This is a genomic window from Sinomonas sp. G460-2 (assembly GCF_047759905.1).
Taxonomy (GTDB): Bacteria; Actinomycetota; Actinomycetes; order Actinomycetales; family Micrococcaceae; genus Sinomonas.
Genome location: NZ_JBKZWT010000037.1, coordinates 1 through 21679 on the forward strand (window position 1 = coordinate 1; position 21679 = coordinate 21679).

At 69.3% G+C, this 21679-nt stretch carries 21 protein-coding genes, 1 tRNA gene and 1 pseudogene; 12 read left to right on the forward strand and 11 right to left on the reverse strand.

Annotation, left to right across the window (positions count from 1 at the left end):
* Positions 1–57: 57 nt before the first annotated feature.
* Complete coding sequence (locus ACLN58_RS06110) at positions 58–720, reverse strand: pentapeptide repeat-containing protein (RefSeq protein WP_415854380.1); 663 nt, start codon at positions 718–720, stop codon at positions 58–60.
* A gap of 38 nt (positions 721–758) precedes the next feature.
* Here ACLN58_RS06110 and ACLN58_RS06115 point away from each other — a divergent pair, with 38 nt between their 5' ends.
* A complete protein-coding gene (locus ACLN58_RS06115; protein ID WP_415854381.1) occupies positions 759–1721 on the forward strand; it encodes a D-2-hydroxyacid dehydrogenase family protein in 963 nt (320 codons plus the stop codon).
* Positions 1722–1732: 11 nt separating this feature from the next.
* Here ACLN58_RS06115 and ACLN58_RS06120 read toward each other — a convergent pair whose 3' ends face one another.
* Positions 1733–2491 carry an SDR family NAD(P)-dependent oxidoreductase gene (locus ACLN58_RS06120; RefSeq protein WP_415854382.1) on the reverse strand — a complete coding sequence of 253 codons (759 nt, stop codon included), beginning with the start codon at positions 2489–2491 and terminating at the stop codon, positions 1733–1735.
* Positions 2492–2668: 177 nt separating this feature from the next.
* Between ACLN58_RS06120 and ACLN58_RS06125 the strand changes: the two genes are divergently transcribed.
* Positions 2669–3874, forward strand: coding sequence for a beta-ketoacyl-[acyl-carrier-protein] synthase family protein (locus ACLN58_RS06125; protein ID WP_415854383.1), 1206 nt, complete (start codon positions 2669–2671; stop codon positions 3872–3874).
* Positions 3875–3942: 68 nt separating this feature from the next.
* On the opposite strand, the gene ACLN58_RS06130 is transcribed toward ACLN58_RS06125, so the two are convergent.
* Both ACLN58_RS06130 and ACLN58_RS06135 read right to left on the reverse strand, forming a co-directional pair.
* The gene (locus tag ACLN58_RS06130) at positions 3943–4356 is read right to left on the reverse strand and encodes a LapA family protein (protein ID WP_415854384.1); all 414 of its coding nucleotides are present in this window, start codon (positions 4354–4356) and stop codon (positions 3943–3945) included.
* 88 nt (positions 4357–4444) lie between these two features.
* Positions 4445–5200 (reverse strand): putative protein N(5)-glutamine methyltransferase, encoded by a 756-nt coding sequence (locus ACLN58_RS06135; protein ID WP_415854399.1) that lies wholly within the window; start codon positions 5198–5200, stop codon positions 4445–4447.
* A 141-nt stretch (positions 5201–5341) separates the two neighbouring features.
* Between ACLN58_RS06135 and ACLN58_RS06140 the strand changes: the two genes are divergently transcribed.
* The 4 genes from ACLN58_RS06140 to ACLN58_RS06155 all read left to right on the forward strand — a co-directional run bounded on the left by ACLN58_RS06140 (position 5342) and on the right by ACLN58_RS06155 (position 7157).
* Positions 5342–5551 carry a dodecin gene (locus ACLN58_RS06140; protein ID WP_415854385.1) on the forward strand — a complete coding sequence of 70 codons (210 nt, stop codon included), beginning with the start codon at positions 5342–5344 and terminating at the stop codon, positions 5549–5551.
* Between the two features lie 87 nt (positions 5552–5638).
* Complete coding sequence (locus ACLN58_RS06145; protein ID WP_415854386.1) at positions 5639–6049, forward strand: ImmA/IrrE family metallo-endopeptidase; 411 nt, start codon at positions 5639–5641, stop codon at positions 6047–6049.
* Positions 6050–6146: 97 nt separating this feature from the next.
* Entirely contained in the window at positions 6147–6587 is a 441-nt protein-coding gene (locus ACLN58_RS06150; protein WP_415854387.1) for an SRPBCC family protein, read from the forward strand.
* Between the two features lie 264 nt (positions 6588–6851).
* The gene (locus ACLN58_RS06155; RefSeq protein WP_415854388.1) at positions 6852–7157 is read left to right on the forward strand and encodes a hypothetical protein; all 306 of its coding nucleotides are present in this window, start codon (positions 6852–6854) and stop codon (positions 7155–7157) included.
* A 27-nt stretch (positions 7158–7184) separates the two neighbouring features.
* Here the strand turns inward: ACLN58_RS06155 and ACLN58_RS06160 are convergent.
* Positions 7185–7257 (reverse strand) — tRNA-Lys (locus tag ACLN58_RS06160).
* 113 nt (positions 7258–7370) lie between these two features.
* Here ACLN58_RS06160 and ACLN58_RS06165 point away from each other — a divergent pair.
* Positions 7371–8033 carry a hypothetical protein gene (locus ACLN58_RS06165; protein WP_415854389.1) on the forward strand — a complete coding sequence of 221 codons (663 nt, stop codon included), beginning with the start codon at positions 7371–7373 and terminating at the stop codon, positions 8031–8033.
* A gap of 194 nt (positions 8034–8227) precedes the next feature.
* On the opposite strand, the gene ACLN58_RS06170 is transcribed toward ACLN58_RS06165, so the two are convergent.
* Complete coding sequence (locus ACLN58_RS06170; protein WP_415854390.1) at positions 8228–10792, reverse strand: LuxR C-terminal-related transcriptional regulator; 2565 nt, start codon at positions 10790–10792, stop codon at positions 8228–8230.
* A 453-nt stretch (positions 10793–11245) separates the two neighbouring features.
* On the opposite strand from ACLN58_RS06170, the gene ACLN58_RS06175 reads away from it, so the two are divergent.
* A complete protein-coding gene (locus ACLN58_RS06175; RefSeq protein WP_415854391.1) occupies positions 11246–11863 on the forward strand; it encodes a nuclease PIN in 618 nt (205 codons plus the stop codon).
* A 1-nt stretch (position 11864) separates the two neighbouring features.
* On the forward strand, positions 11865–12875 hold the full coding sequence (locus ACLN58_RS06180; RefSeq protein WP_415854392.1) for an inorganic phosphate transporter: 1011 nt from the start codon (positions 11865–11867) through the stop codon (positions 12873–12875).
* Positions 12876–12952: 77 nt separating this feature from the next.
* Here the strand turns inward: ACLN58_RS06180 and pstB are convergent, their stop codons facing one another.
* The 4 genes from pstB to pstS form a co-directional block, all read right to left on the reverse strand.
* Positions 12953–13732 (reverse strand): phosphate ABC transporter ATP-binding protein PstB, encoded by a 780-nt coding sequence (gene pstB / locus ACLN58_RS06185; RefSeq protein ID WP_415854393.1) that lies wholly within the window; start codon positions 13730–13732, stop codon positions 12953–12955.
* 37 nt (positions 13733–13769) lie between these two features.
* Positions 13770–14876, reverse strand: a complete 1107-nt coding sequence (gene pstA, locus ACLN58_RS06190) for a phosphate ABC transporter permease PstA (RefSeq protein WP_415854394.1) — start codon at positions 14874–14876, stop codon at positions 13770–13772.
* A gap of 1 nt (position 14877) precedes the next feature.
* Positions 14878–15744, reverse strand: a complete 867-nt coding sequence (pstC, locus tag ACLN58_RS06195; RefSeq protein WP_415854400.1) for a phosphate ABC transporter permease subunit PstC — start codon at positions 15742–15744, stop codon at positions 14878–14880.
* Positions 15745–15972: 228 nt separating this feature from the next.
* Positions 15973–17094 carry a phosphate ABC transporter substrate-binding protein PstS gene (pstS, locus tag ACLN58_RS06200; RefSeq protein ID WP_415854395.1) on the reverse strand — a complete coding sequence of 374 codons (1122 nt, stop codon included), beginning with the start codon at positions 17092–17094 and terminating at the stop codon, positions 15973–15975.
* 299 nt (positions 17095–17393) lie between these two features.
* Here pstS and ACLN58_RS06205 point away from each other — a divergent pair, with 299 nt between their 5' ends.
* The 3 genes from ACLN58_RS06205 to disA all read left to right on the forward strand — a co-directional run bounded on the left by ACLN58_RS06205 (position 17394) and on the right by disA (position 21166).
* The gene (locus ACLN58_RS06205; protein WP_415854396.1) at positions 17394–18557 is read left to right on the forward strand and encodes an FUSC family protein; all 1164 of its coding nucleotides are present in this window, start codon (positions 17394–17396) and stop codon (positions 18555–18557) included.
* Positions 18558–18592: 35 nt separating this feature from the next.
* Positions 18593–19984, forward strand: a complete 1392-nt coding sequence (gene radA / locus ACLN58_RS06210; protein ID WP_415854397.1) for a DNA repair protein RadA — start codon at positions 18593–18595, stop codon at positions 19982–19984.
* A 105-nt stretch (positions 19985–20089) separates the two neighbouring features.
* Positions 20090–21166 (forward strand): DNA integrity scanning diadenylate cyclase DisA, encoded by a 1077-nt coding sequence (gene disA / locus ACLN58_RS06215; protein WP_415854398.1) that lies wholly within the window; start codon positions 20090–20092, stop codon positions 21164–21166.
* A 64-nt stretch (positions 21167–21230) separates the two neighbouring features.
* Here the strand turns inward: disA and ACLN58_RS06220 are convergent.
* Positions 21231–21679: pseudogene (locus tag ACLN58_RS06220) on the reverse strand (hypothetical protein); the annotation flags it as partial.

Here is a 21679-nt window from a genome sequence, read left to right on the forward strand (position 1 = left end):
GCACCTCGCGTTGCAGCACCTCGCGTTGCAGCACCTCGCGTTGCGCTCTTAGGCGGCTCAGTCGCGGACGGCGATCCCGAGGTGCTCGGCCATGATCTCCGCGAGTTCGGCGGCCTGGAACGGGCTCACGGTCGCCCCGCGGAGGCCCTCGATCCCGCCCACACGCCCTAGGCGCGCTCCGCGGAGGTCCACGTTGCGAAGCTGGGCCGCCGTCACGTCGAGCGCGTCGAGGGTGCACCCCTCGAACGCCACGCGCGTCGCGCTCGCCCGCCCGAGGTCCAGTTCCTCGATGGCGCAGTCCACGAACAGGACGTCCGCGAGCTGGGCTGCCCGGAGGTTGACGAAGCCGAGCTTGCAGCCGCGCACCGCGACGCTGTCCCAGGTCGAGTCGTACAGTTCAGCCGAGCCGATGCGGGATGCTTCGAGCTCGACGTCGCGGAACCGCGAGCGGGGCGCCGAGAAGCTCGGGGCGCCGAGCCGCTCGATGCGGGTCTCCACGAAGGAGGCGCCCGTGAGGTCGGCCTCATGCATCGAGACGTCAGAGAGGGTGCACTCGACGAAGGCGGCCTCGGTCAAACGGCGGCCGGCGAGGTCGGCGCCGTCGAACGCCAGACCCTCGGTGCGCTCCCCCGGCCCGGTGTCGCCCGCATAGCCGGGCACGAGGCCCTCGAGCCGTAGTTCGGTCAGCCGGGGCCGGGTGCTGTCTTTTCGGGCGCTCACCCGCCGATCCTAGCCCGGGCCCGCTTAGGCTGGTGCCCATGAGAATCGCTGTCCTCGACGACTATCAGGGCGTGGCCGCCTCGCTGGCCGACTGGGATTCACTTGGCGCCGACGTCACCTTCTTCACGGAGCACCGGGGCCAGGACGACGACGGCGTGGTCGCCGCCCTTTCGGGGTACGACGCGATCGTCGCGATGCGCGAGCGGACGCCGCTCTCGGCGGATCGCCTCGCGCGCCTCCCCGACCTCAAGCTCATCATCTCGACGGGCCGCCGCAACGCGTCGATCGACCTCAAGGCCACCGCGGCCCGGGGGATCACCGTGTGCCACACAGGCTACCTCCCCTCCCCGGCCGCCGAGCACACGTGGGCGCTCATCCACGCGGCGACGCGGCGCCTCGACGTCGAACTCGGCGCGATCGCGTCCGGCGGCTGGCAGACCACGGTGGGGCGGGGCCTCGAGGGTGCGCGGCTCGGCGTGCTGGGCCTCGGGAATCTCGGCTCTCGCGTCGCGAGGGTGGGCCTCGCGTTCGGCATGGACGTGGTCGCGTGGAGCCAGAACCTCACGGACGAGCGCGCCGCCGAGGTCGGCGTGCGGCGGGTCGAGAAGGAAGAGCTGTTCGCGACCGCGGACATCCTCACGATCCACCTCGTGCTGTCGAAGCGCTCGCGCGGCCTCGTCGGCGCGGACGAGCTCGCCCTCATGAAGCCCGGCTCGATCCTCGTGAACACGTCGCGAGGGCCGATCGTCGACGAGGGGGCCCTGCTCGACGCGCTCAGCGGCGGGCGGCTCGGCCTCGCGGCGCTCGACGTGTTCGACGTCGAGCCCCTCCCCGCGGACCACCCGTTCCGGACCGCCCCGCGCACCATCTTGACGCCGCACATCGGCTACGTGACGCGCGAGCAGTACGAGGTGTTCTATCGCGACGCGGTCGAGGACATCGCAGCGTTCGTGGCCGGCCATCCGATCCGGCTCCTGGAGCTCCCGCCGAAGAACCTCTGACGCCGTCCGGGTCAGCCCTTCGGGCGGCGGCGCGGACCCTGCAGGACCCGGCCGGGCAGCACGCGCGTGAGGAGCACGATCGACTTGTAGCGCCGCGACGGTACCGAGACGCCCTTGCCGCGCAGGTTATCGAGCAGGCCGTCCCGCACCACACGCTCGGCGCGCAGCCACATGAACGGCGGGATGAAGCGCGTGGTCATGCCCATGCGCTCGTGAAACTCGGTGTGGACGAAGCCGGGGCAGAGCGCGGTGACGAGCACGCCGTCGTGCTTGTAATGCATGTTGGCCCAGCGGCTGAAGGCGAGGGTCCATGCCTTCGCCGCCGAGTAGCTGCCGCGGGGCACGAACGCCGCCACAGACGCGACGTTGATGATCCGCCCCTCGCGTCGCTCCGACATGGCGCGCAGCGCCGCATGGCACAGACTCAGGGTCGCCTCGACGTGCAGACGGAGGTGCCGGATCTCGTCCTCGAGCGGATTCCTGTCGAAGTCGTGGAGGAGCCCGATCCCTGCGTTGTTGACGAGCATCCCCACCGGCCGCGCGGGGTCGCCCACGCGGTCGACGACGGCGGCGAGCTGGGTGGGATCGGTCAGGTCCGCGGGGAGCACCTCGACCTCGACCCCGGTCCGCGAGCGGAGCTCCGCGGCGGCCTGCTCGAGGCGGCCCCCGTCCCGCGCGACGAGGACGAGCGAGTGGCCTTGCGCTGCGAGCTGTCGGGCAAACTCGGCACCGAGGCCCGCGCTCGCGCCGGTAATGAGGGCCGTCGTCATGGCTACAGCCTAGTCCGGGGTGTCATGCACCACCGTCGTTTGTTGATCGGACACAAAGATGCACAGGTCGTTCGACCCCGTCAGCCCGTGGAACTGTAGGATCCCACCAAATCCATCACGCGGCTGTTGATCGCTCCGACACCGCCTAAAACGTGCCTCAACGGGAATACTAAGACCATGGATCGCATTGCTATCACCGGTTTCGGGGCCGTCAGCCCCCTCGGGACCGATGCGCCGTCGACCTGGGAGGCCCTCCGCGAGGGCCGTTCGGGCGTTTCGGCGCTCGAGGACGCTTGGGCCGCGCAGCTCCCCACCCGCATCGCCGGAACCGTCCCGGAAACGTTCGCAGAATCGCTCGCCGTGCGGGAGATCAAGCGACTTGACCGGTGCGAGCAGTTCGCCCTCGTGGCCGGCCGCGAGGCGTGGGAGATGGCGGGACGTCCCGAGATCGAGGGCGAGCGCCTCGGCGTCGTCGTCGGCACCGGAATCGGCGGTATCACCACGACCATCGCGCAGGAGCACGTGCTCGAAGGTTCGGGCCCGCGGCGCGTCTCGCCGCACACCGTGACGATGCTCATGGGCAACGGCCCCGCGGCCTGGCTCTCGATCGATCTCGGCGCCAAGGCGGGCGCCCGGACTCCCACGAGCGCGTGCGCCTCGGGCGCGGAGGCCATCGCGATGGGGCGCGAGATGATCCTCGCCGGCAGCGCGGACATCGTCGTCGCCGGCGGCAGCGAGGCCGCGATCACGGGCCTCACCCTTGCCGCGTTCGGCCAGATCCGCGCCCTCTCGAAGCGCAACGAGGATCCGCAGGCCGCGTCCCGGCCATTCGACGCGGACCGCGACGGCTTCGTGCTGGGCGAGGGCGCGGCGCTGCTCGTGCTCGAGCGCGAATCGCACGCCCGCGCGCGCGGCGCCGAGATCTTCGCCTTCGTGGACGGCGCGGCCGTGACCTCGGACGCCTTCGACATCGTGGGGGCGGACCCTTCGAACCAGGCCCGCACCATGAACCTTGCGCTCCGCTCGGCGGACCTCGCGCCTGGGGACATCGACTTCGTCCACGCGCACGCGACGTCCACGCCGACCGGCGACATCAACGAGGCGGACGCGCTGGCCGAGACCGGGATCCACGCGCCGGTGACGTCGACGAAGGCGATGACGGGCCACCTCCTCGGCGCGTCCGGCTCGCTCAGCGCCATCGCGTCCATCATGGCTCTTCGCGAGGGCGTCATCCCGCCCACGATCAACGTCAACCGGCTCGACCCGGCGATCAAGCTCGACGTCGTCGCCAACGTCAAGCGCGAGCTTCCCTCGCGTGCGGCGATCGTGAACTCGTTCGGCTTCGGCGGGCACAACGCGGCCATCGTCCTGAGTCACAGCTAAAGCCGGCAACTCACCACGAGCACCCGGCCCCACATGGGGCCGGGTGCTCGCGCGCGTTCAGGGCCGAGTCAGGCTCCAGGCTTTCGGCGAGCGGCCCGACGAGCGGTCACCCGCAGCTGCAGGATGCGCACGCCGCCCGCGATCGCCACGATGATTCCACCGGCCACGGCGGCGATGAGGAGCGCTAGTGCGAGCGGCACGTTGCCGTCCAGCCCGAGGAAGCGCACCCGCACCTGGTCCTGGTTCTGGATGAAGAACACGATCAACAGCACGAACACCGCGAGGCCCGCGACAACCGAGGCCCACACCGCCCCGGCGCGCGTCACGCCAGGCTGGTGCCTCGCGGGCGTGGGCTCCCTCTTCGCGGGCGTCGGTTCGCGCTTCTCGGGCGCGGGCCCGGTCTTTGGCGGCTCGGGCCGCTGGCTTCCCCGTGCGTCACCCTCGCCGGGCACTGACGGCGGCGTCTCAGGTCGCTCGCTCATGGGTCTCCTCTCCCCATCCCACCCTAGGCACCTCGCGGAAGGAGCGCGAAGGTTTGGCGCGGCGTGGGCGTGGCGCTTTGCCGGGTTCTCACCGGTGAGCGATCGCGACAGTCCCGCCAATCTCGGGATCGCGCTCGATCCGCACGGCGAAGCCCGCAGCGGTGAGGATCGCCGCCGTCGTCGGCGCCTGGTGCTTGCTCGTCTCGATGAGCAACGCTCCGCCCGGGGCAAGCCACTCCCCTGCGCTGGCGGCGATGCGGCGGTGGAGGTCGAGTCCATCGGCGCCGCCGTCAAGCGCGGCGAGAGGCTCGTAATCGCGCGCCTCGGGCGGCATGAGCGCGATCTCCGCGCTGGGCACGTACGGCGCGTTGGCGGCGATGACGGTTACGCGGCCGCGAAGGCTCGCGGGAAGCGCGGCGAAAAGGTCGCCCGTGTGGGCACGCCCGCCGAACGGGGCGGTGTTGCGGCGCGCGACCCCCACCGCCACGGGGTCGACGTCCGCCGCGTGAAGCTCGATCCCATGGATCACGCTGGCGATGGCCGCGCCGATGGCGCCGCTGCCGCAGCACAGATCGACGACGACGGCGCCCGCCCCAGCCGCCGCGGCAAGCCTCGCCGCTTCGCGCACCACGAGCTCACTGCGCCTCCGCGGGACGAAGACGCCCGGCCCAACGACGATGCGCAGGCCGAAGAATTCCGCCCAGCCGACCACGGACTCGAGCGGTTCGCCGGCGATCCGGCGCGCTGCAAGCGCCTCGAGCTCGGCGCCGTCGTCCGCTGCCTCTCGCAGAAGGCGAGCCTCGTCCTCGGCGAAGACGCAGCCCGCGGCGCGCAGCCGGAGCACGAGCGGATCCTCGGCGGGCGCGAGCCCGGACGGCTGGCCCGCGAGCCCGGACGGCTGGCCGGAGTCTGGCCTCGGGATGGTCACGGCGATAGTCTGCCATCACCGTCGGGCCAGCGCGGCCCCCGACTGTCAGGAGGAAGCATGGCAGGGCACACCTACAGCATTTCGGAGATCGTCGGCACCTCACCGGATGGCATCGATCAGGCCATCAAGAGCGGGATCGAGACGGCTTCGCAGACCGTGCGAAACCTGGACTGGTTCGAGGTCCAATCGATCCGCGGGCACATCGAGAACGGGACCGTCGCGGACTGGCAGGTCACGATCAAGTTCGGCTTCCGGCTCGAGCGCTGACCCCACAGCCGGCCGCCCCCCGCGGCCTGCGGGCGGCCGGCCCACGGGCGGGTCACGAATGTCGGACCCGCTCCCTAGGCTGATGAGGTGTTCAGTCCTTGGGGGGCACTGCGCGAACTGGCCCACGTCACACTGCATTTCATCCTCATGCCGGATGGGGCGCCCGGCCGCACTGACGGCCGGGCGCGCATCTGGCTCGACAAGCGCCTGCAACAGGCGGAGCGCCGGTGTGCGCTCACGCATGAGCTGGTCCACCTCGAGCATGGACACACAAGGTGCCAGGGCGCGCGCGTCGAGCGTCACGTGCGGGAGGAGACGGCGCGGCGACTGATCCAGATCGATGATCTCGCGGAGGCCTACCGCTGGACCCACCACCCCGCCGAGCTCGCGGAGGAGCTCTGGGTGACGGCCGACGTGGTCCGTGATCGCCTCGCCGCGCTCAGCGAGAGCGAGCAGGCAAGGCTCGCCGCCTGCGCAAGGGCGGCGAGGGTCCCGTGAGGGGCATCACTTGTTTCGTCTGCGCACGTACAATGCCGCCATAGTGGCCGCGCTGTTACCTTCCCACAGGCCACCCAAGGCACGGAGGAGTTGGACTATGGCAAAGCAGGTCGCGGCCTCGGGCAGCGTAGTGATTGACCGGCCAATCAACGAAGTGTTCGCATTCTTCTCTGACGCGGAGAACGATCCGAAGTGGCGCTCGGGGGTCAAGTCGATCCGGCGGCTCGGCGAGCTCGGCGTGGGCGCCCAATACGAGCAGACCGTCACGGGGCCGGGCGGGCGCAGCATCCCGGCCGACGTCAAGGTCACGGCGTTCGAGCCCGAGAGCCGCGTGGCATTCGAGGCGATTTCGGGCCCCGTGCGCCCGCACGGCGAGTACCGCTTCGAAGCGGCCGACGGCGGCACGAAAGTGACGTTCAGCCTCTCCGCCGAGCTCTCCGGCCTCAAGGCTCTGGTCATGTCGGGCATGGTACAGAAGACCATGGACTCCGAGATCGGCGCCCTGCCGAAGGCCAAGGCGCAGCTCGAGGGCGCGTAATTCCGCCGAATCCATACAGCCAACGGCCCCCGTCCGGTTGTGGACGGGGGCCGTTCTGTGCGTAAAGGGGCGCGCCCGAGGTGCCACGTGGGGGACGCGACACTTTTCACTCGCACCAAGCCCGGGCGCGCTCTGGCCAGCCTACTACGAGGTCCGGCCCCCGATCTCAGTGGTGCGACCCGACCGTCTCCGTGTTCCCGGACCGCCGAACTCAGCGAGCCGCCGACTCCTCAGACTGTCGGTCCGTCGCAGGACCATGTGCGTGTGAGCGCATTGAATCAGCACGACGAGCCCGACCGGGATCCTCTCCTGGTGCCCCGAACCGCGATCGAGTCGCGGAAGGTCACCCACGCCCACAGGTCGATCCCCGTGTGGGTGCGATTCGCGTTCGACGACGGCCGGCCCGAACAGACCGACAAGGGATTCGCGCTCGCCTGGACCGACAGGCATGTACTCGTCCAAGTGCTCTGGCGGATGTCCTACTACCAGGCGGCCCGCGAGTTCTGGGTCGAGGCGGGCCAAGTGAGGCGCCGCCTCATCGAGCCGCAGTGGATTGGCCGCACGGCGTGAGGCTGTGCCGATTCGAGGCTTCAGCGGTGGGCCCTGTGGGTCTCGAACCCACGACCCGCGGATTAAAAGTCCGCTGCTCTACCAACTGAGCTAAAGGCCCCAGACCGGGCCAGCCGATCACTAGTACTCTAGCGCAGCGCGCCGCGCGGAGTGGTTCTGGGAGCGCCCTCTCGACATGAGCACCGCCAAGCCAAGAGGAGTACCGTACTTGGCATGAGCGAGCACCCAGGAGGCCCCGGAAGCTCAACTGGCCCAGTGCGGCCGCACAAGCCCAAGCCCTTCGCACCTATCGACTTCGAGCCCTTCGCGGGCGGGGCCGACCCGGCCCGAGTCTCGGAGGCCGCGCACCTCGCCGCCCAAGCGCTCGTACGCCGCGGCCGCGAGAGCGACGACCCCGAGGTCACGCGCCGCCTCGTCCGCCTCGCCGATGAACAGGGCCTCGAATCCATCGCCGAGATGTGGGCCGAGAGCCCGGCGCGCTCCCTTCCCGGCGCGCTCTGGCGCCTCTACGCCCTGCGGGCGGCGACGCGCAGCGACCCCGAACGCATCTCGGTCTACTTCAAGGCGGGCAAGGACACCGCCCAGGTATCGCACGCCGTCGCCGGTGTGGCGGAGCCTCCGGGCGCGGAGGAGCTGACAACCATGGCGGACGCGATCCTCTCCGGGGCGTTCGACGGCGACTTCGACGTTGCGCTCGAGCGCTCAGCGGCCTTCTGCCGCGTCATTGCACTCGGCCAGGCGACCCTCGCGGACAGCGCCGAATGGTCGAACTCGGCGCATGCGACGAAGCTCACACGGAACGCCAGCCAGCTCGTGAAGACGGCCGAGGACCTCGAGGCGTCGGCGAAGGCCTGGCGCCGCGGCCAGCTCGACTGAGTGCGTCGAGGTTGACTACTGGGAGAGCCCGTAGAAGACTGAGGGTGGCGTCGGACCGCGGCACCCCCGGGCTCCAACTCTTAGCCGCCTAGAGCGGCCTTCCGCCGAGAGGCGGTCCCGGTTCGGCGCTCCTACTCTTCGAAGACCCGCACAGCGGGTCTTTTCTTTGCCCGCCGTCGTCCGCTCACGAAGCGCTACGACACCATGTCCCTCACGAGCTCGAAGAGCGCGCCCCTCGTGGTGGCACCCGTCTTGCGGAGCGCGTTCGAAACGTGGCTCTCCACCGTGCGGACGCTGAGCCCGAACTGCTCGGCGATCTCCTGGTTGCTCTTCTGGCCGACCATGAGCGCAACCTCCGTCTCGCGGGCCGTCAGGGCAGAGGCCGCCACCTCGGGCTCGAGGATGAGGTATTGACCGCCCGTGCGCAGCCGCCGGGAGAACGCGTTCGCTGCCCGCTCAATCGCGGTGGCCGTCGACGAATCACCCAGAATCCGATAGCGCCTGGCGGCTCCCCGCAGAAGCACCGCCGTCTGGTACACGTCCTCGTCAGGCCGATAGTCGTCGAGGACCGCCACGAGCCGCTTGAGGTCACCGCTCAGCGCGGCTCCGGCGACCCCGAGGAGCTGTTCGTGCCGGGCACTCCCGAAGTCGACGAGCAGCCGCTCGAGTCTCCGCAGTGTGCCGTGTGACGGCAGGAGGCACAGCGTGGAAAGCCCGGTCATCACGGCCTCTGTGACGTAGCCGCGGTCGAGCGCCTCATCCATGAGCCGGGCCGCGGTCTCGTCGAACGAATCGAGCGTGATCGGGCGCCTTGTCACGAGCTCGTAGAACCCCTTGCCCGTCCCCGGGAACGGACCCACATCGGGGGTCTCCGCGCCCGTGCCCGCCTGCGTCCCGAGCGAGACCTCGCCGGCGCTCCGGAGCGACGAGAGCCGGAGCATCGCGTTGTAGAGCGAGTCCACGAGGAAACCGGGGCGGCGGAGCGAGAACGCCCAGCCCATGAGGTACTCCCCCTCGTCGAACCAGCCGCGATACAGCAGGGCCAGCGCAGCGACGTAACTGCTCGTGATGAGGCTGAACTGATCCACGGCACGAAGTGCCTCCTGGCGGCGCTCGAGCGCGTAGACGAGGGCCTCGTCGATACGGCCGCTCGTGAACAGGGCCATCCCACGGATGAACGGCTCAAAGCGCGGGAGGCTCTCGAACCCCTCCGCGGAGTCAATCGCGTCGAGCGCCGCCTGCGGGTCGAAGCGGTAGAGCTCGATCGCTCCCCGCACGGCCGCGACCAGACCGCTCCTCGGGTGGAGGCTCGCGAGCCGCGCGAACCTCTCGTCGAGGTCCCCGGGGACGCCGCTGTAGGTGGCCTCGAGGAACAGGGCCGCGGCCTCCGCCTCGCTGGCCCACGTGGGTTCAGACTCGGCGGTCTCCCGCACGATTTCCTTGGCCCTCTCGAGGCCGCCCTCCTCGTTCATGACCGTCCAGAGGGCGCGCGTCATGGTGAAGAACAGCAGGTCGGCCGGATCTCCCTCGGCCACGTTCGTGCTGGCGAAGACCTCTTGGATCCGGTGCGGATCGATCGGCGCACCCCAGTAGACCCGTAGGAACGCGACGGCGTTGGCCAAGCTGCGGTCCGAGTCCCAGATCCGGTAGTGGAATTGCTCGAGGGCGTCGAGACGCCGATGGAAGTATCGGGACGTCGCCACCTGGTTCCCCTTGAGCTCGGCGCGCAGGGCCGCGAGCGCCGCCTCGGCCGCGCCGGCCCGGGCTCTGGGTGCCGCCGTGGTGTCACCGTGTCCGATCGCCAAGGGCGCGAACTCACTGGTGATGGTGCTGCCGAGGATCCTCCGTGAGCTCGCGATGTGCCGTGTGAGATAGTCCTCGACGAGCGGCGGGAAGACCGAGCCGAGCAGCACACCGTCGGGCCCAGGCACCACCGAGACGAGGCCTCGGTGCTCGAGGGCGTCGAGCGCGTCGATCCCCGCCACGGAGGTCAGACGGTCCACAGGCGTCGGGCCGAGCACCGCCATCGTGCTCAGGGCCCGGAACTCCCCCGGCCCCAGGCCGTGGAGCATGGCCTCGATCGTCGCGTTGAGATGCTCGTTGAAGAGCGTCGGTCCGCTCATGCGCCACCGCCCGTCGCGCAGCACGAGCTGCTCGCTCAACACCGCGGTTTCGATGATCCGGACCGCGAGCCCCAGATTGCCGCCCGACTTCGTGAGCACGCTGGCCGCCAGGTCGACGTCGGCGGGGTTTCCCAGCATCTCTGCGATGAGCGAATTGACCTGCTCGTACCGGAACGGCGGAAGGGCCACGGTGGCCTGTGGCCATCGGCCGACGGCGAGGGCCGGCATCGTCACGCGGAACGGGGAATCGCCCATCGTCGTGATGATGGGGACCTCCGTGCGCTTCTGGACGATGTCGATGACGGACAGCGATTCCCGGTCGAGGGTCTCAACGTCGTCCACCACGAGAATGCGTCTCCCGGGCCGGGCAAGATGCTCGGACAGGAGATCCGACACGCCGAGAATGCCGACGACGCGCGACCTCAGGTCAAGCCCCAGCGAGAGCACCCCGGCGAACGGCGCCGCACTGAGCGGCGGAAGGCCGAAGATGCCGTAGACCTTGGCCCCCTGGCCCTCGAGCTCGTCGACTACTTTTTTGGCCACCGTGGTGCGGCCGCTTCCTGCCGGCCCGACGATGCGCACACCAAGGCCCCGTGCCGCGTAGCCAAGGACACGGACGATTTCCTGCTCAAACAACTTCGAAAGACCTCGCTTAGGTTGTCTGCCCCCATACAGCCCCCCGATGACTCGCGTGGCCGAAGTTGACACTATGACGTCAACAAGGCCTCTCCGTGGCGCGATGTTTGGGCCTCCGTGGAGCAGCTCCCACACGGTTCCGTGTGCTCCGTGACTGGTTCGCCGGACTCGGAGTCCGGCTGCGCTCCTGACGTGGGACGACCCCGTCCAGGCCCCAATCGCTGCAGGCTAGGACGGGGCACCGCACCTCCGTGCCGACTGCCCATGCCCTCCGTGCGGGCCCCCGAGGGCCACTCAGTGGACGACGACGGCGGAGCTCACCGTCCGATCGCGGCCTCCCGCAATGCTCGAGGCGGCATATGCACCGACTCGCCGATGTCGCGTACCATGCGGATTGCCGGTGATTGCCGGCTCTGACCACCCGGCCCGCCCACCCGCACGAGAAGAGAGTCCATGAAGCTGCGCCTCTTTCCGCAAGAGACCGCCGCGCTGGAACTCCTCGCCGACATCGCCCAGCAGTCCGTCCTCGCCGGGCAGGTCCTGTCCGAGATGTTCGGAGCGCGACGCCAGGACCACGAGCGCATCTTCGAAGAGCTCATGAAGATCGACGCCCGTACGTCCGAACTCCAGCGGGCCCTCCTCACCCAGCTCCGCACGAGCTTTGTGAATCCGCTGCCGCGCGAGGACCTCCTTGGGCTCTCCGAGGGGCTCGGTCAAGCCATGGACCAGCTCGTCGCCGTCGGCGAGATCACGGTGGTCAATCGCTTGGACCGGCTGGCCCGCGAGGCCTCGGACCAGCTCGAGATCGTGAACCGCCAGGCCGAGCTCACGGTCACGGCGATGCGGGGACTCGGACGCCTCGACGATCTCGAGGACTATTGGGTCGAGATGCTCCGGCTCGCGAAGCGGGCCGACCACACCCACCGCGTCTGGAGCGCGAAGGCGATGCGAGAACTCTCGCTCGGCGCCTACGCACGCGGGATCGAGATGGCGCGGGCGCTCCAGGGCGCGGCGCAGGCACTGAGGGGTGTGGCCGCGAGCGTCGGCCGCATCATCGTCAAGGAATCGTGACGTGACGATCGCGCTCACCGCCGTGGTGATCGTGTTCGCGTCTGTCTTTGCCTTCCTCAACGGCTTCAGGGACGCATCGAACGCGGTGGGGCTCACGGTCCGCACCCGCGCGCTCACGCCGAGCATCGCCGTCGTCCTCGCCGCGGGGTTCAACGTCGTCGGCGTGCTGACGAGCGCGTGGCTCCTCACCTACTTCGGCGGCAGTTGGCTCGCAACGCCCGACGGCGACCCCGGCCTTGTGGTGCTCGTCGCCACCTTGGCGAGCGGGAGCCTGTGGAACGTCTTCCTGTGGTGGCGCGGATACCCGTCGTCGTCGACCCACGCACTGGTCGGGGCGCTCGTCGGCGCGACGATCGGCTCGGCGCTGCGCGGGCACGCAGGCCCCGGCGACCTCGCCGGCGTCCTGTGGATCCAGGTCTGGCTCCCGCTCATCGTCTCGCCGCTGCTCGCGTTCGGCGTCGCGTTCTTCCTCACGAGCTTCGTCACATGGCTCGTGCGCTACAGCCAGCCCAACGAGGCGCACCGGGCGCTGCGGGCAACCCAATCCGTCGGGACGGCCGCCGTCGCGTTCGGGCACGGGCTCCAGGACGGTCAGCGCATCATCGCGGTCCTCGTGCTCGCGACGCTCGGCTCCCACGGGGACTGGCAGGCGGTCCCCATGTGGATCGTCGCCCTCGCGGCGCTCGCGCTGGGCGCCGGGACTCTCTTCGGCGGCTGGCGCATCACGTACACGCTGAGCCACCGGCTCGTGCGCACGGACCCCCTGAGGGGATTCGTGGCGCAGCTCGTCTCGACGATCATGCTGTTCTTCGGGGCGATCTGGCTGCGTTGGCCCCTCTCGACCACCCACACCGTGACGGCCTCGATCCTCGGGGCGGGCACGAATCAGAAGTTCGGATCCGTCAACGGCAGGCTGCTCGCCCGGCTCATCGCGTTCTGGATCCTCACTCCGCTCGCGACGGCGGCGCTAGGCTTCGTCTTCGCGCTCGCGCTGGACCCACTGAGCCACTGACCCCCTGATCCCCCGCGATCTGGGCCGCTGGTGACCTGGCCACTGGCGATCTGGCCACTGGCGATCTGGGCTGCCGATCACCCGAAGCGGCCGGAGACGTAGTCCTCGGTCGCCTTTTCCTTGGGGTTGTTGAAGATCGCAGTGGTGTCCGCGTACTCGATGAGCTTGCCCGGCTTGCCCGTGCCGGCGATGTTGAAGAACGCCGTCTTGTCCGACACGCGCGCGGCCTGCTGCATGTTGTGCGTCACGATGACGACCGTGTACTGCTCCTTGAGCTCGTTGATGAGGTCTTCGACCGCGAGCGTGGAGATCGGGTCGAGTGCCGAGCAGGGCTCGTCCATGAGGATCACGTCCGGCTTCACCGCGATGGCGCGCGCGATGCACAGGCGCTGCTGCTGGCCGCCCGAGAGGCCGGAGCCCGGCTTGTCCAGGCGGTCCTTGACCTCGTTCCACAGGTTCGCGCCGAGCAGCGACGATTCGACGATCGCGTCGGAGTCCGAACGGGAGAGCTTCTTGCCGTTGAGCTTGACGCCCGCGAGCACGTTGTCGCGGATGGACATCGTGGGGAACGGGTTCGGGCGCTGGAACACCATGCCCACGTGCGTGCGCACGGCGACCGGGTCGACGCCGGGCCCGTAGAGGTCGTCCCCGTCGAGGAGCACCTGACCCTCGACGCGCGCACCCGGGAGCACCTCGTGCATGCGGTTGAGCGTGCGGAGGAACGTCGACTTGCCGCAGCCCGACGGGCCGATGAACGCCGTGACGGAGCGCGCTTCGATGTTGATCGAGACGCCCTCGACGGCACGGAAGTTGCCGTAGTAGACGTTCAGGTCCTTGACGTCGATTCGCTTGGACATGATTTCCTTCGGTTGGTGCGGTCGATCAGGGCGTCGGTCAGCGTCCGGCCTTCGGGGCGAACATACGTGCCACGAGCCGCGCGATGAGGTTCAGGAGCATCACGAAGATGATGAGGACGAGTGCGGCGCCCCAGGCACGCTGAAGGCTGGGCCCGGGGTTCGACGGGGACGTCGGGTTGAGGATCTGGAAGTAGATGTACGTGGGGAGCGACGCCATCCAGTTCGCGAACACGTTGAAGTTGATCTTCGTCGCGAAGCCGGCCGTGAGGAGGATCGGCGCGGTCTCGCCGATGACGCGCGCGATGGCGAGCGTCACGCCGGACGCAATACCGGAGATCGCGGTCGGGACCACGACCTTGAGGATCGTGCGCCACTTCCGCACGCCGAGGGCATACGCGGCCTCGCGAAGCTCGTTCGGGACGATCCGGAGCATTTCCTCGCTCGACCGCACCACCACCGGGATCATGAGCACGGTGAGCGCGACGGCGGCGACGAAGCCCGTCTGGGTGCCCGGCCCGAAGATCGTGGCGAAGAGCGCCGCAGCGAAGAGGCCGGCGACGATCGAGGGGATGCCCGTCATGACGTCGACGAAGAGCGTGATCGCCTGCGCGAGGCGGCCGCCCCGGCTGTACTCGACGAGGTAGATCGAGGTGAGCAGGCCGATCGGGACCGAGATGACCGTCGACCACAGCGTAATGAGCAGCGTGCCGATGATCGCGTGGTAGATGCCGCCGAGCACCTTCCCGCCGTTGTCCACGGACTGGTTGTCCTGGATGCCGCTCACGCCGTTCATCGACGTGCCGAGGAAGCCCGGCGTGAGGAGGCCCTTGATGCCGCCCTCGAGCACGGTCCAGAGCACGGAGAAGAGCGGGAGGACCACGATGATGAACGCGCCGATCACGAGGCACGTCGCGAACTTGTCGCGGGCCTTGCGGCCGCCCTCGACCGCGGCGCTCCACGCGACGTAGACGACCGTGAACGCGATGGCCGCGAAGACTCCCCAGCCGAACAGGTTGAAGCCGATGAGGGTCGAGAGCGCCGCGCCCACGACGAGGCCGACGACGACCGAGGCCCACGGCGCGATGCGCGGCAGGCGGTTGCGGGTGAGCGGGGTGCGGCGGCGCGGAGTCGCGATGGCAGTCATGTCAGTTCGCTCCCGAGAATTCCTTGTGGCGGCTGATGATCCACCGGGCCACGATGTTGACCGCGAGGGTGAAGACGAAGAGCACGAGGCCCGCCGCGATGAGCTGGTTGAGGCTCAGGCCGCTCGCCTCGGGGAAGTTGAGCGCAATGTCCGCCGCGATCGTCTGGTTGCCGGACTGGATGAGGCTCGCGATGAGCGGGCCCGAGGACAGCACGAGCGCAACCGCCATGGTCTCGCCGAGCGCGCGCCCCAGGCCGAGCATGATGGCGCTGATGATGCCCGGCCGAGCGAACGGCAGGACGGCCATGCGGATCATCTCCCAGCGCGTCGCGCCGAGCGCGAGGGCGGCCTCCTCGTGGAGCTTGGGGGTCTGGAGGAAGATCTCGCGGCAGACAGAGGTAATGATCGGGATGACCATGACGGCGAGCACAATCGACACCGTGAGAAGCGTCTTGCCGGTGGCCGACGCGGGCCCGGCGAAGATCGGGATCCACCCGAGCGCAGAGGCGAACCAGTTGTAGCCGGGCACGAGCGCCGGCGCGAGGAAGGAGATGCCCCACGCGCCGAAGATGACCGACGGGATCGCAGCGAGCAGGTCGATGATGTACCCGAGAATCTGCGCGAGGCGCCGCGGCGCGTAATGCGAGATGAAGAGGGCGACGCCGATCGAGATGGGGGTGGCGACGAGGAGGCTTATCGCCGCGGCGATCACGGTGCCGATGACGAGCGGGACGATGTACGCCCAGAAGCCCTTGCCGTCGGCGATCTGGCTCTGCGGCGCGACGAGCGCGGGGAAGGCCTGGACCAGGAGGAACACCGCGACCGCGACGAGGACCGCTAGGATGATGGCACCCGACGCGAGTGCCATCCCGGAGAAGATCTTGTCCCCCGCTGCGCCTTCTCGCGACGACAGCTTGCGGGCTCCCCCGAACTGCTCGGAGGTCTTGGTCTCGGTGGTGGTCACATCAGGCCCCTCGGGTAAAGCTCGGGCAGTCTGGTCAGCAGCTTTCGTCTTCTGACTCATCATTCTTCCATCCAGCGCAAGGCCCGCCCCGGTTCAAGTACCGGGGCGGGCATCGCGTTACTCCGACTTCGATTAGGACTTGACCTTGATGGAGTCGATCGCAGCCTTGGCCTTGGCGGCCAGCGCCGAGGAGAGCGGCGCGCTCTTCGCGGCGGAGGCGGCAGCCTTCTGGCCGGCGTCCGACACGACGTAGTTCTCCCACGCCTTCACGAGGTCGACCGTCGCCTGGTCCTTGTACGCGGCGCACACCACGTGGTAGGAGACGAGGACGATCGGGTAGGCCGAGGAATCGGTCGTCTTCCGGTCGAGGCTGAGCGCGAGGTCGTTCGTCGCGCGGCCATCGGCCGGCTTCGACAGCTCGACAGCCTTCGCCGCGCCCTCGGCGGAGATGGCAACCCACGAGCTGCCGACCTTGATCTTGGCCTTGCCGAGCGAGCCGCTCACCGCGGAGTCGTCCGAGTAGGCGACCGCACCCTGCGTGCTCGTGACCGTCTTGACGACGCCGTCGGTGCCCTTAGCGTTCTCGCCCGCGAGCGAGGCCGGCCAGGTCTGGCTGGACTTGTCGGTCCAAGTCGACGGGGCGGCCGCGGCGAGGTACTCGGTGAAGTTCTGCGTGGTGCCGGAATCGTCCGAACGGTGGACCGGCGTGATCTTCAGGTCAGGCAGGTTCACACCGGAGTTGTCCGCGGCGATGGCCGGGTCGTTCCACTTGTTGATCTGGCCCTTGAAGATCTTCGCGATCGTGTCAGCGCTGAGGTTCAGGTTGCTGACGCCCGGGAGGTTGTACGCCACCGCGATCGGGGAGATGTACACCGGGAGGTCGAGCGCACCGTCGGAACCGCACTGCGTCTGAGCCTGCTTGAGCTCGTCGGCGGTCATGGCCGCGTCCGAGCCGGCGAACTGCGAGCCGCCCGCGATGAAGGTCTTGCGGCCAGCGCCGGAGCCAACCGGGTTGTACTGGACCGAAGCGCCAGAGTTCGCGGCGGTGAAGCCCTGCTTCCACGCGTCGATGGCTGCGGACTGAGCGGTCGAGCCGCCGCCCGTGAGCGTGCCCGTGACCTTGGGGCCCGAGGGCGTCGACGAGGCGCTCGAGCCGGAGTTGGTCGCGTTGTCGGACCCACACGCGGACAGCGCAAGCGCACCAGCCGCAACGAGAGCAACGGCCGAGAGGCGGCCGAAACGGTTAGCCTTCACGAATTTAACCCCTTCCAGGGTGTTTGAGGTGCGCCCGTGCGAAGAGCGCTTTCCCAGCAGGTGCGTACGAGTCGTACTGGCTCGAACCTAGGGTTCGCAGGTAAAGAGACTCGTCGGGCCGAGTGAACGGGAGGTTAACGAGAGACGGAGTTCGGTTGACTTGTCGCGCGGGAGTCTTGCAGATCACACCCCTGAGAGACTAAGAGCATCCAGCCAACCCACGGCAAAGGTTCGGTGAACGCCATGGCACGCTCCGCCGTCGTTCGTTGCTGTCCGCGCCGCCTCCTTAAACTGCCTGTATGGACACCTCGCAGGCCGACGTGACAACGCCGGGCGCAGCGGCACGCGCGCGGGTGGCCGGGATTTCGAAGCTCGCCCGCGAACGGGCCAGGGCCGGCTGGTCCCGTACGCGCGCCTCCGCGCTCCCCGCGCTGCTCATGACCGTGGGCGCCGTCCTCGCGTACCTCATCGCGCACTACGCCCTGGGCCATGTGGGCCCGATCTTCGCGGCCACATCGGCGCTCATCGCGCTCGGCTTCGGCCGAGATCTGACCATCCGAAAGGTCCTCGAGGTCTCGGTGGGCTGCACGCTCGGGATCGTGCTCGGCGACCTCATGGTCACGTACTTCGGCGCCGGGATCTGGCAGGCCGGCGTGGTCCTCATCGCCTCGCTCCTCTTCGCGCGGTTCCTCGACCGCGGCGTCATCTTCGCGACGCAGCTGGGGATCCAGGCACTCTTCGTGGTGCTCCTCCCAGCGCCGGTTGGCGGCCCGTTCACGCGCAGCCTCGACGCCGTGGTCGGCGGCCTCGTCTCGCTGCTCATCACCGCACTCCTGCCCCGCGATCCGCGAGTTCAGCCGCGGCAGGACCTCCAAGAGCTCGTCGCGGCGTTCTCGGCGATGCTCCAGGAATGCGCGGACGCGCTCACCGAGAGCGATTCGACCCGCGCGTGGCACGCGCTCGTGCGCGGGAGGGGCTCGCAGGGCCTCGTCGACACGATCCGCGCGACCCTCAAGACCTCGGGCGAGGTGGCCACGATCGCCCCGGCATATCGGCGCTTCCGCGGCGAGATCGAGGACTTCGCTCGAGCGGTCGAATACCTCGACCTTGCCATGCGCAACGGACGCGTGGTCGCGCGGCGGCTCACGAGCACCATTAATAACGCGGCCCTGTCCGAGCTCGCGGCGGAGAGCATCGCGGACCTGCTTTCGGACACCGCGGAGTCCCTCGACCTCGTGGCTGCGGGCCTGTCGACGTGGGACCGCGAGGAGCGCAGGGTCAATCTGCGCAGCGCTGGGCTCATGCTCGAGGACATCGCCTCCCGCGCGCATCCCAAGAAGCTCCACGTTGAGCGGCTCGAGGGCGAGGCGCTCGTGATCCTCGTGCGGCCCATGATCGTGGACCTCCTCGAGGCCACCGGCTACGAACACGACGACGCCGTGGCGCTCTTGCCCGACCTCTAGCCAGAAATGTCGGGGCGCGGAACTAGCCTTGGGCTATGGCTTCGAAGACGTCCACACGCCAGTCCTCCCGCGGCGCCGCTGGCTACCGCTGCGCCGAATGCGGCTGGACCACGGCCAAGTGGGTGGGCCGCTGCGGCGAGTGCCAGGCGTGGGGCACCGTTGACGAGGTCGGGGGCGTCGTCGCGCGGACGACGGCGGCCGCCTCCGTTCGCGAGCCAGCCCGCCTGATTGCCGAGATCGACGCGACCGAGGCCGCATTCCTCCCGACGGAGGTCGCCGAACTCGACCGGGTGCTGGGCGGCGGGCTCGTGCCGGGCGCCGTGATCCTCCTCGCGGGAGAGCCGGGCGTGGGCAAGTCGACTCTCCTGCTCGACGTCGCGGCCAAGGTCGCGGCGGCCGGGACCGGAGGCGTGCTGTACGTGACAGGCGAGGAGTCCGCGGCGCAGGTCAAGCTGCGCGCCGAGCGCATCGGCGCGGTCGCGTCCGGGCTCTACCTCTCGGCGGAGACCGACCTCGGCCAAGCGCTCGGCCAGGTCGAGAAGCTCGAGCCGAGGCTGCTCGTGGTCGACTCCGTGCAGACCCTCTCGAGCTCCGAGGTCGAGGGCAGCGCTGGCGGGGTCTCCCAGGTGCGCGAGGTCGCGGCGTCGCTCATCGCCGCGGCGAAGCGGCGCAACATGACGACGCTCCTCGTGGGCCACGTGACGAAGGAGGGCTCGATCGCGGGCCCACGGCTCCTCGAACACCTCGTCGACGTCGTGTGCCAGTTCGAGGGCGAGCGCCACTCTCGCCTCCGGCTCCTGCGCGCCGTCAAGAATCGCTACGGTCCTACTGACGAGGTGGGCTGCTTCGACCTCGGCGAGGAGGGGATCACGAGCGTCACGGACCCGTCCGGGCTGTTCGTCTCCCGGACGCGCGAACCGGTGTCCGGAACGTGTATCACCGTGACGCTGGAGGGGCGGAGGCCCCTGCTCGCGGAGGTTCAGTCACTGCTGGCGGAGAGCACGAACGCGCAGCCCCGCCGGGCCACGAGCGGGCTCGACTCCTCGCGCGTCGCGATGCTGCTCGCGGTCCTCCAGCAGCGTGCGGGCTGCGTGCTCCACAAGGATGACAGCTACGTAGCCACCGTGGGCGGCGTGAAGCTCAGCGAGCCGGCGACGGATCTCGCGGTGGCCCTCGCGGTCGCCTCGGCCAAGACGCGCCAGGCGCTCCCGCAGCGGCTCATCGCGTTCGGCGAGGTCGGCCTCGCGGGCGAGGTGCGCCCCGTGCCCGGAATCAACCGGCGCATTCAAGAGGCCCACCGCCTGGGCTTCACCCACGCGATCGTGCCCGCGAGCCCCACGGGGCCAGGCGACATCCCACACGGCTTCTCGGTGCGCGAGGTCGGGCACGTGGCCGAGGCGCTCGGTCTCCTCATCACCCCGTCCTGACGCCGAATCGTTGTCTAGCGGGGCTAACCGTTAGCGGACCCGCATATACCATGGGACTCAGTGCCCGCGTGGGTGCCTTTGTCGTGCCGCGAAAGGGAAGGTCATATGGCTCGGAGCCCCGAGGAAGTGCTAGCCGCCACCTTGGGCAGGGTCGCACCGGGAACTGGGCTCCGCGACGGCCTCGAACGAATTCTCCGCGGGCGCACGGGCGCTCTCATCGTGTTGGGTTTCGATCGCACCGTCGAGTCCATCTGCTCGGGCGGGTTCGAGATCGGCATCGACTTCTCCCCCACGCGCCTCCGAGAGCTCGCGAAGATGGACGGCGCGATCGTCACGGACCGCGAGGCGAAGACGATCCTGAGGGCCGCCGTCCACCTCGTCCCGGACTCGACGATTCCCACGTCCGAATCGGGCACGCGCCACCGCACCGCGGAGCGCGTCGCGATCCAAACCGGACTTCCGGTCATCTCCGTGAGCCAGTCGATGCAGATCATCGCCTTGTACGTCCGCGGCCTCCGCTACGTGCTCGAAGGTTCGGAGAAGGTGCTCGCCCGCGCGAACCAGGCGCTCGCGACGCTCGAGCGCTACCGTGCGCGGCTCGACCAGGTCACGAACTCGCTCTCGGCCCTCGAGATCGAGGCCATGGTGACCGTGCGCGACGTCGCCCAAACGCTCCAGCGCCAGGAGATGGTGCGCCGCATCTCTGACGAGATCGGCCAGTACGTCCTCGAACTCGGCGAGGACGGCAGGCTCCTCTCGCTCCAGCTCGAAGAGCTCACGGTCGGGCGGGGGCCAGGCAGCGACGTCGTAATCCGTGACTACGCGGGCGACGAGGCGACCGCGGAGACGATCGACGGCGCCGTCGAGGCGCTCGCGGGGCTATCCTCGACGGACCTCATCGACCTCAACCGCATTGCGGGAATCCTCGGCTACGCGGGCGGCGAGGCGACGCTCGACGCCGTTGTCGAGCCCCGCGGCTATCGGCTCATCACGGGACTCAAGCCTGTTCCGCGCGCGGTCGCGGACCGGCTCGTGGACCACTTCGGCGGGCTCCAGAACCTCATGGCGGCCACCATCGAGGACCTCATGACCGTAGACGGCATCGGCGAGCAGCGCGCTCGCACCGTGCGCGAGGGGCTCAGCCGCATGGCCGAGGCGAGCCTCCTGGACCGCTTCCTCTGACGTTGCGGGGTCGCTGCCGCGGGGAACAAGACCCCGCAACTTGAGGGACGGGACCCCACAACCGTTATTGAAGCTCGAAGACCGCCTTCTTGCTCTGCGTCGCCCCAAGCGACGTGGTGAGCACGTACTGACCGGGGCGCGGCTTCACCGTGACGGCCTTGCACCCCTCGGTCGAACGCGTGCGCGGCCACGGGAAGTTCGCTGTCTCGCTGGCCCCGGCGGCGATCGTCTTCGGGAGATCGGACGCGCCGTCCTGGCAGTCCTTCGAGTCGAAGATCCGGTCCGGGCCGCTTGTGACGAGGTACTCCATCTGGGAGGTACCGAGGTTCACGGGGCACGGGATCGAGTTCTGATTAGTGACCTTGAGCGTCAGGACGGGGTTCTCAGTGGGCCCGTAGACCGGCTTGTCGGTCGCGGCGGCGACCACGATCTTGGCGGGGTCGCACGTGGGAGTCGGCGGGGTGGTCGGGGTGGGCGGGACGGTCGCCGTCGGTGCGGGGGAATCGGCCGCCG

What these genes read in the sequence shown, in the direction of transcription:
- ACLN58_RS06115 (WP_415854381.1), top strand. Translation starts at nt 759, where the DNA reads ATGAGAATCGCTGTCCTCGACGACTATCAGGGCGTGGCCGCCTCGCTG.
- ACLN58_RS06120 (WP_415854382.1), bottom strand. Translation starts at nt 2,491, where the DNA reads ATGACGACGGCCCTCATTACCGGCGCGAGCGCGGGCCTCGGTGCCGAG.
- ACLN58_RS06125 (WP_415854383.1), top strand. Translation starts at nt 2,669, where the DNA reads ATGGATCGCATTGCTATCACCGGTTTCGGGGCCGTCAGCCCCCTCGGG.
- ACLN58_RS06130 (WP_415854384.1), bottom strand. Translation starts at nt 4,356, where the DNA reads ATGAGCGAGCGACCTGAGACGCCGCCGTCAGTGCCCGGCGAGGGTGAC.
- ACLN58_RS06140 (WP_415854385.1), top strand. Translation starts at nt 5,342, where the DNA reads ATGGCAGGGCACACCTACAGCATTTCGGAGATCGTCGGCACCTCACCG.
- ACLN58_RS06150 (WP_415854387.1), top strand. Translation starts at nt 6,147, where the DNA reads ATGGCAAAGCAGGTCGCGGCCTCGGGCAGCGTAGTGATTGACCGGCCA.
- ACLN58_RS06165 (WP_415854389.1), top strand. Translation starts at nt 7,371, where the DNA reads ATGAGCGAGCACCCAGGAGGCCCCGGAAGCTCAACTGGCCCAGTGCGG.
- ACLN58_RS06175 (WP_415854391.1), top strand. Translation starts at nt 11,246, where the DNA reads ATGAAGCTGCGCCTCTTTCCGCAAGAGACCGCCGCGCTGGAACTCCTC.
- pstB (WP_415854393.1), bottom strand. Translation starts at nt 13,732, where the DNA reads ATGTCCAAGCGAATCGACGTCAAGGACCTGAACGTCTACTACGGCAAC.
- pstA (WP_415854394.1), bottom strand. Translation starts at nt 14,876, where the DNA reads ATGACTGCCATCGCGACTCCGCGCCGCCGCACCCCGCTCACCCGCAAC.
- pstC (WP_415854400.1), bottom strand. Translation starts at nt 15,744, where the DNA reads ATGGCACTCGCGTCGGGTGCCATCATCCTAGCGGTCCTCGTCGCGGTC.
- ACLN58_RS06205 (WP_415854396.1), top strand. Translation starts at nt 17,394, where the DNA reads ATGGACACCTCGCAGGCCGACGTGACAACGCCGGGCGCAGCGGCACGC.
- radA (WP_415854397.1), top strand. Translation starts at nt 18,593, where the DNA reads ATGGCTTCGAAGACGTCCACACGCCAGTCCTCCCGCGGCGCCGCTGGC.
- disA (WP_415854398.1), top strand. Translation starts at nt 20,090, where the DNA reads ATGGCTCGGAGCCCCGAGGAAGTGCTAGCCGCCACCTTGGGCAGGGTC.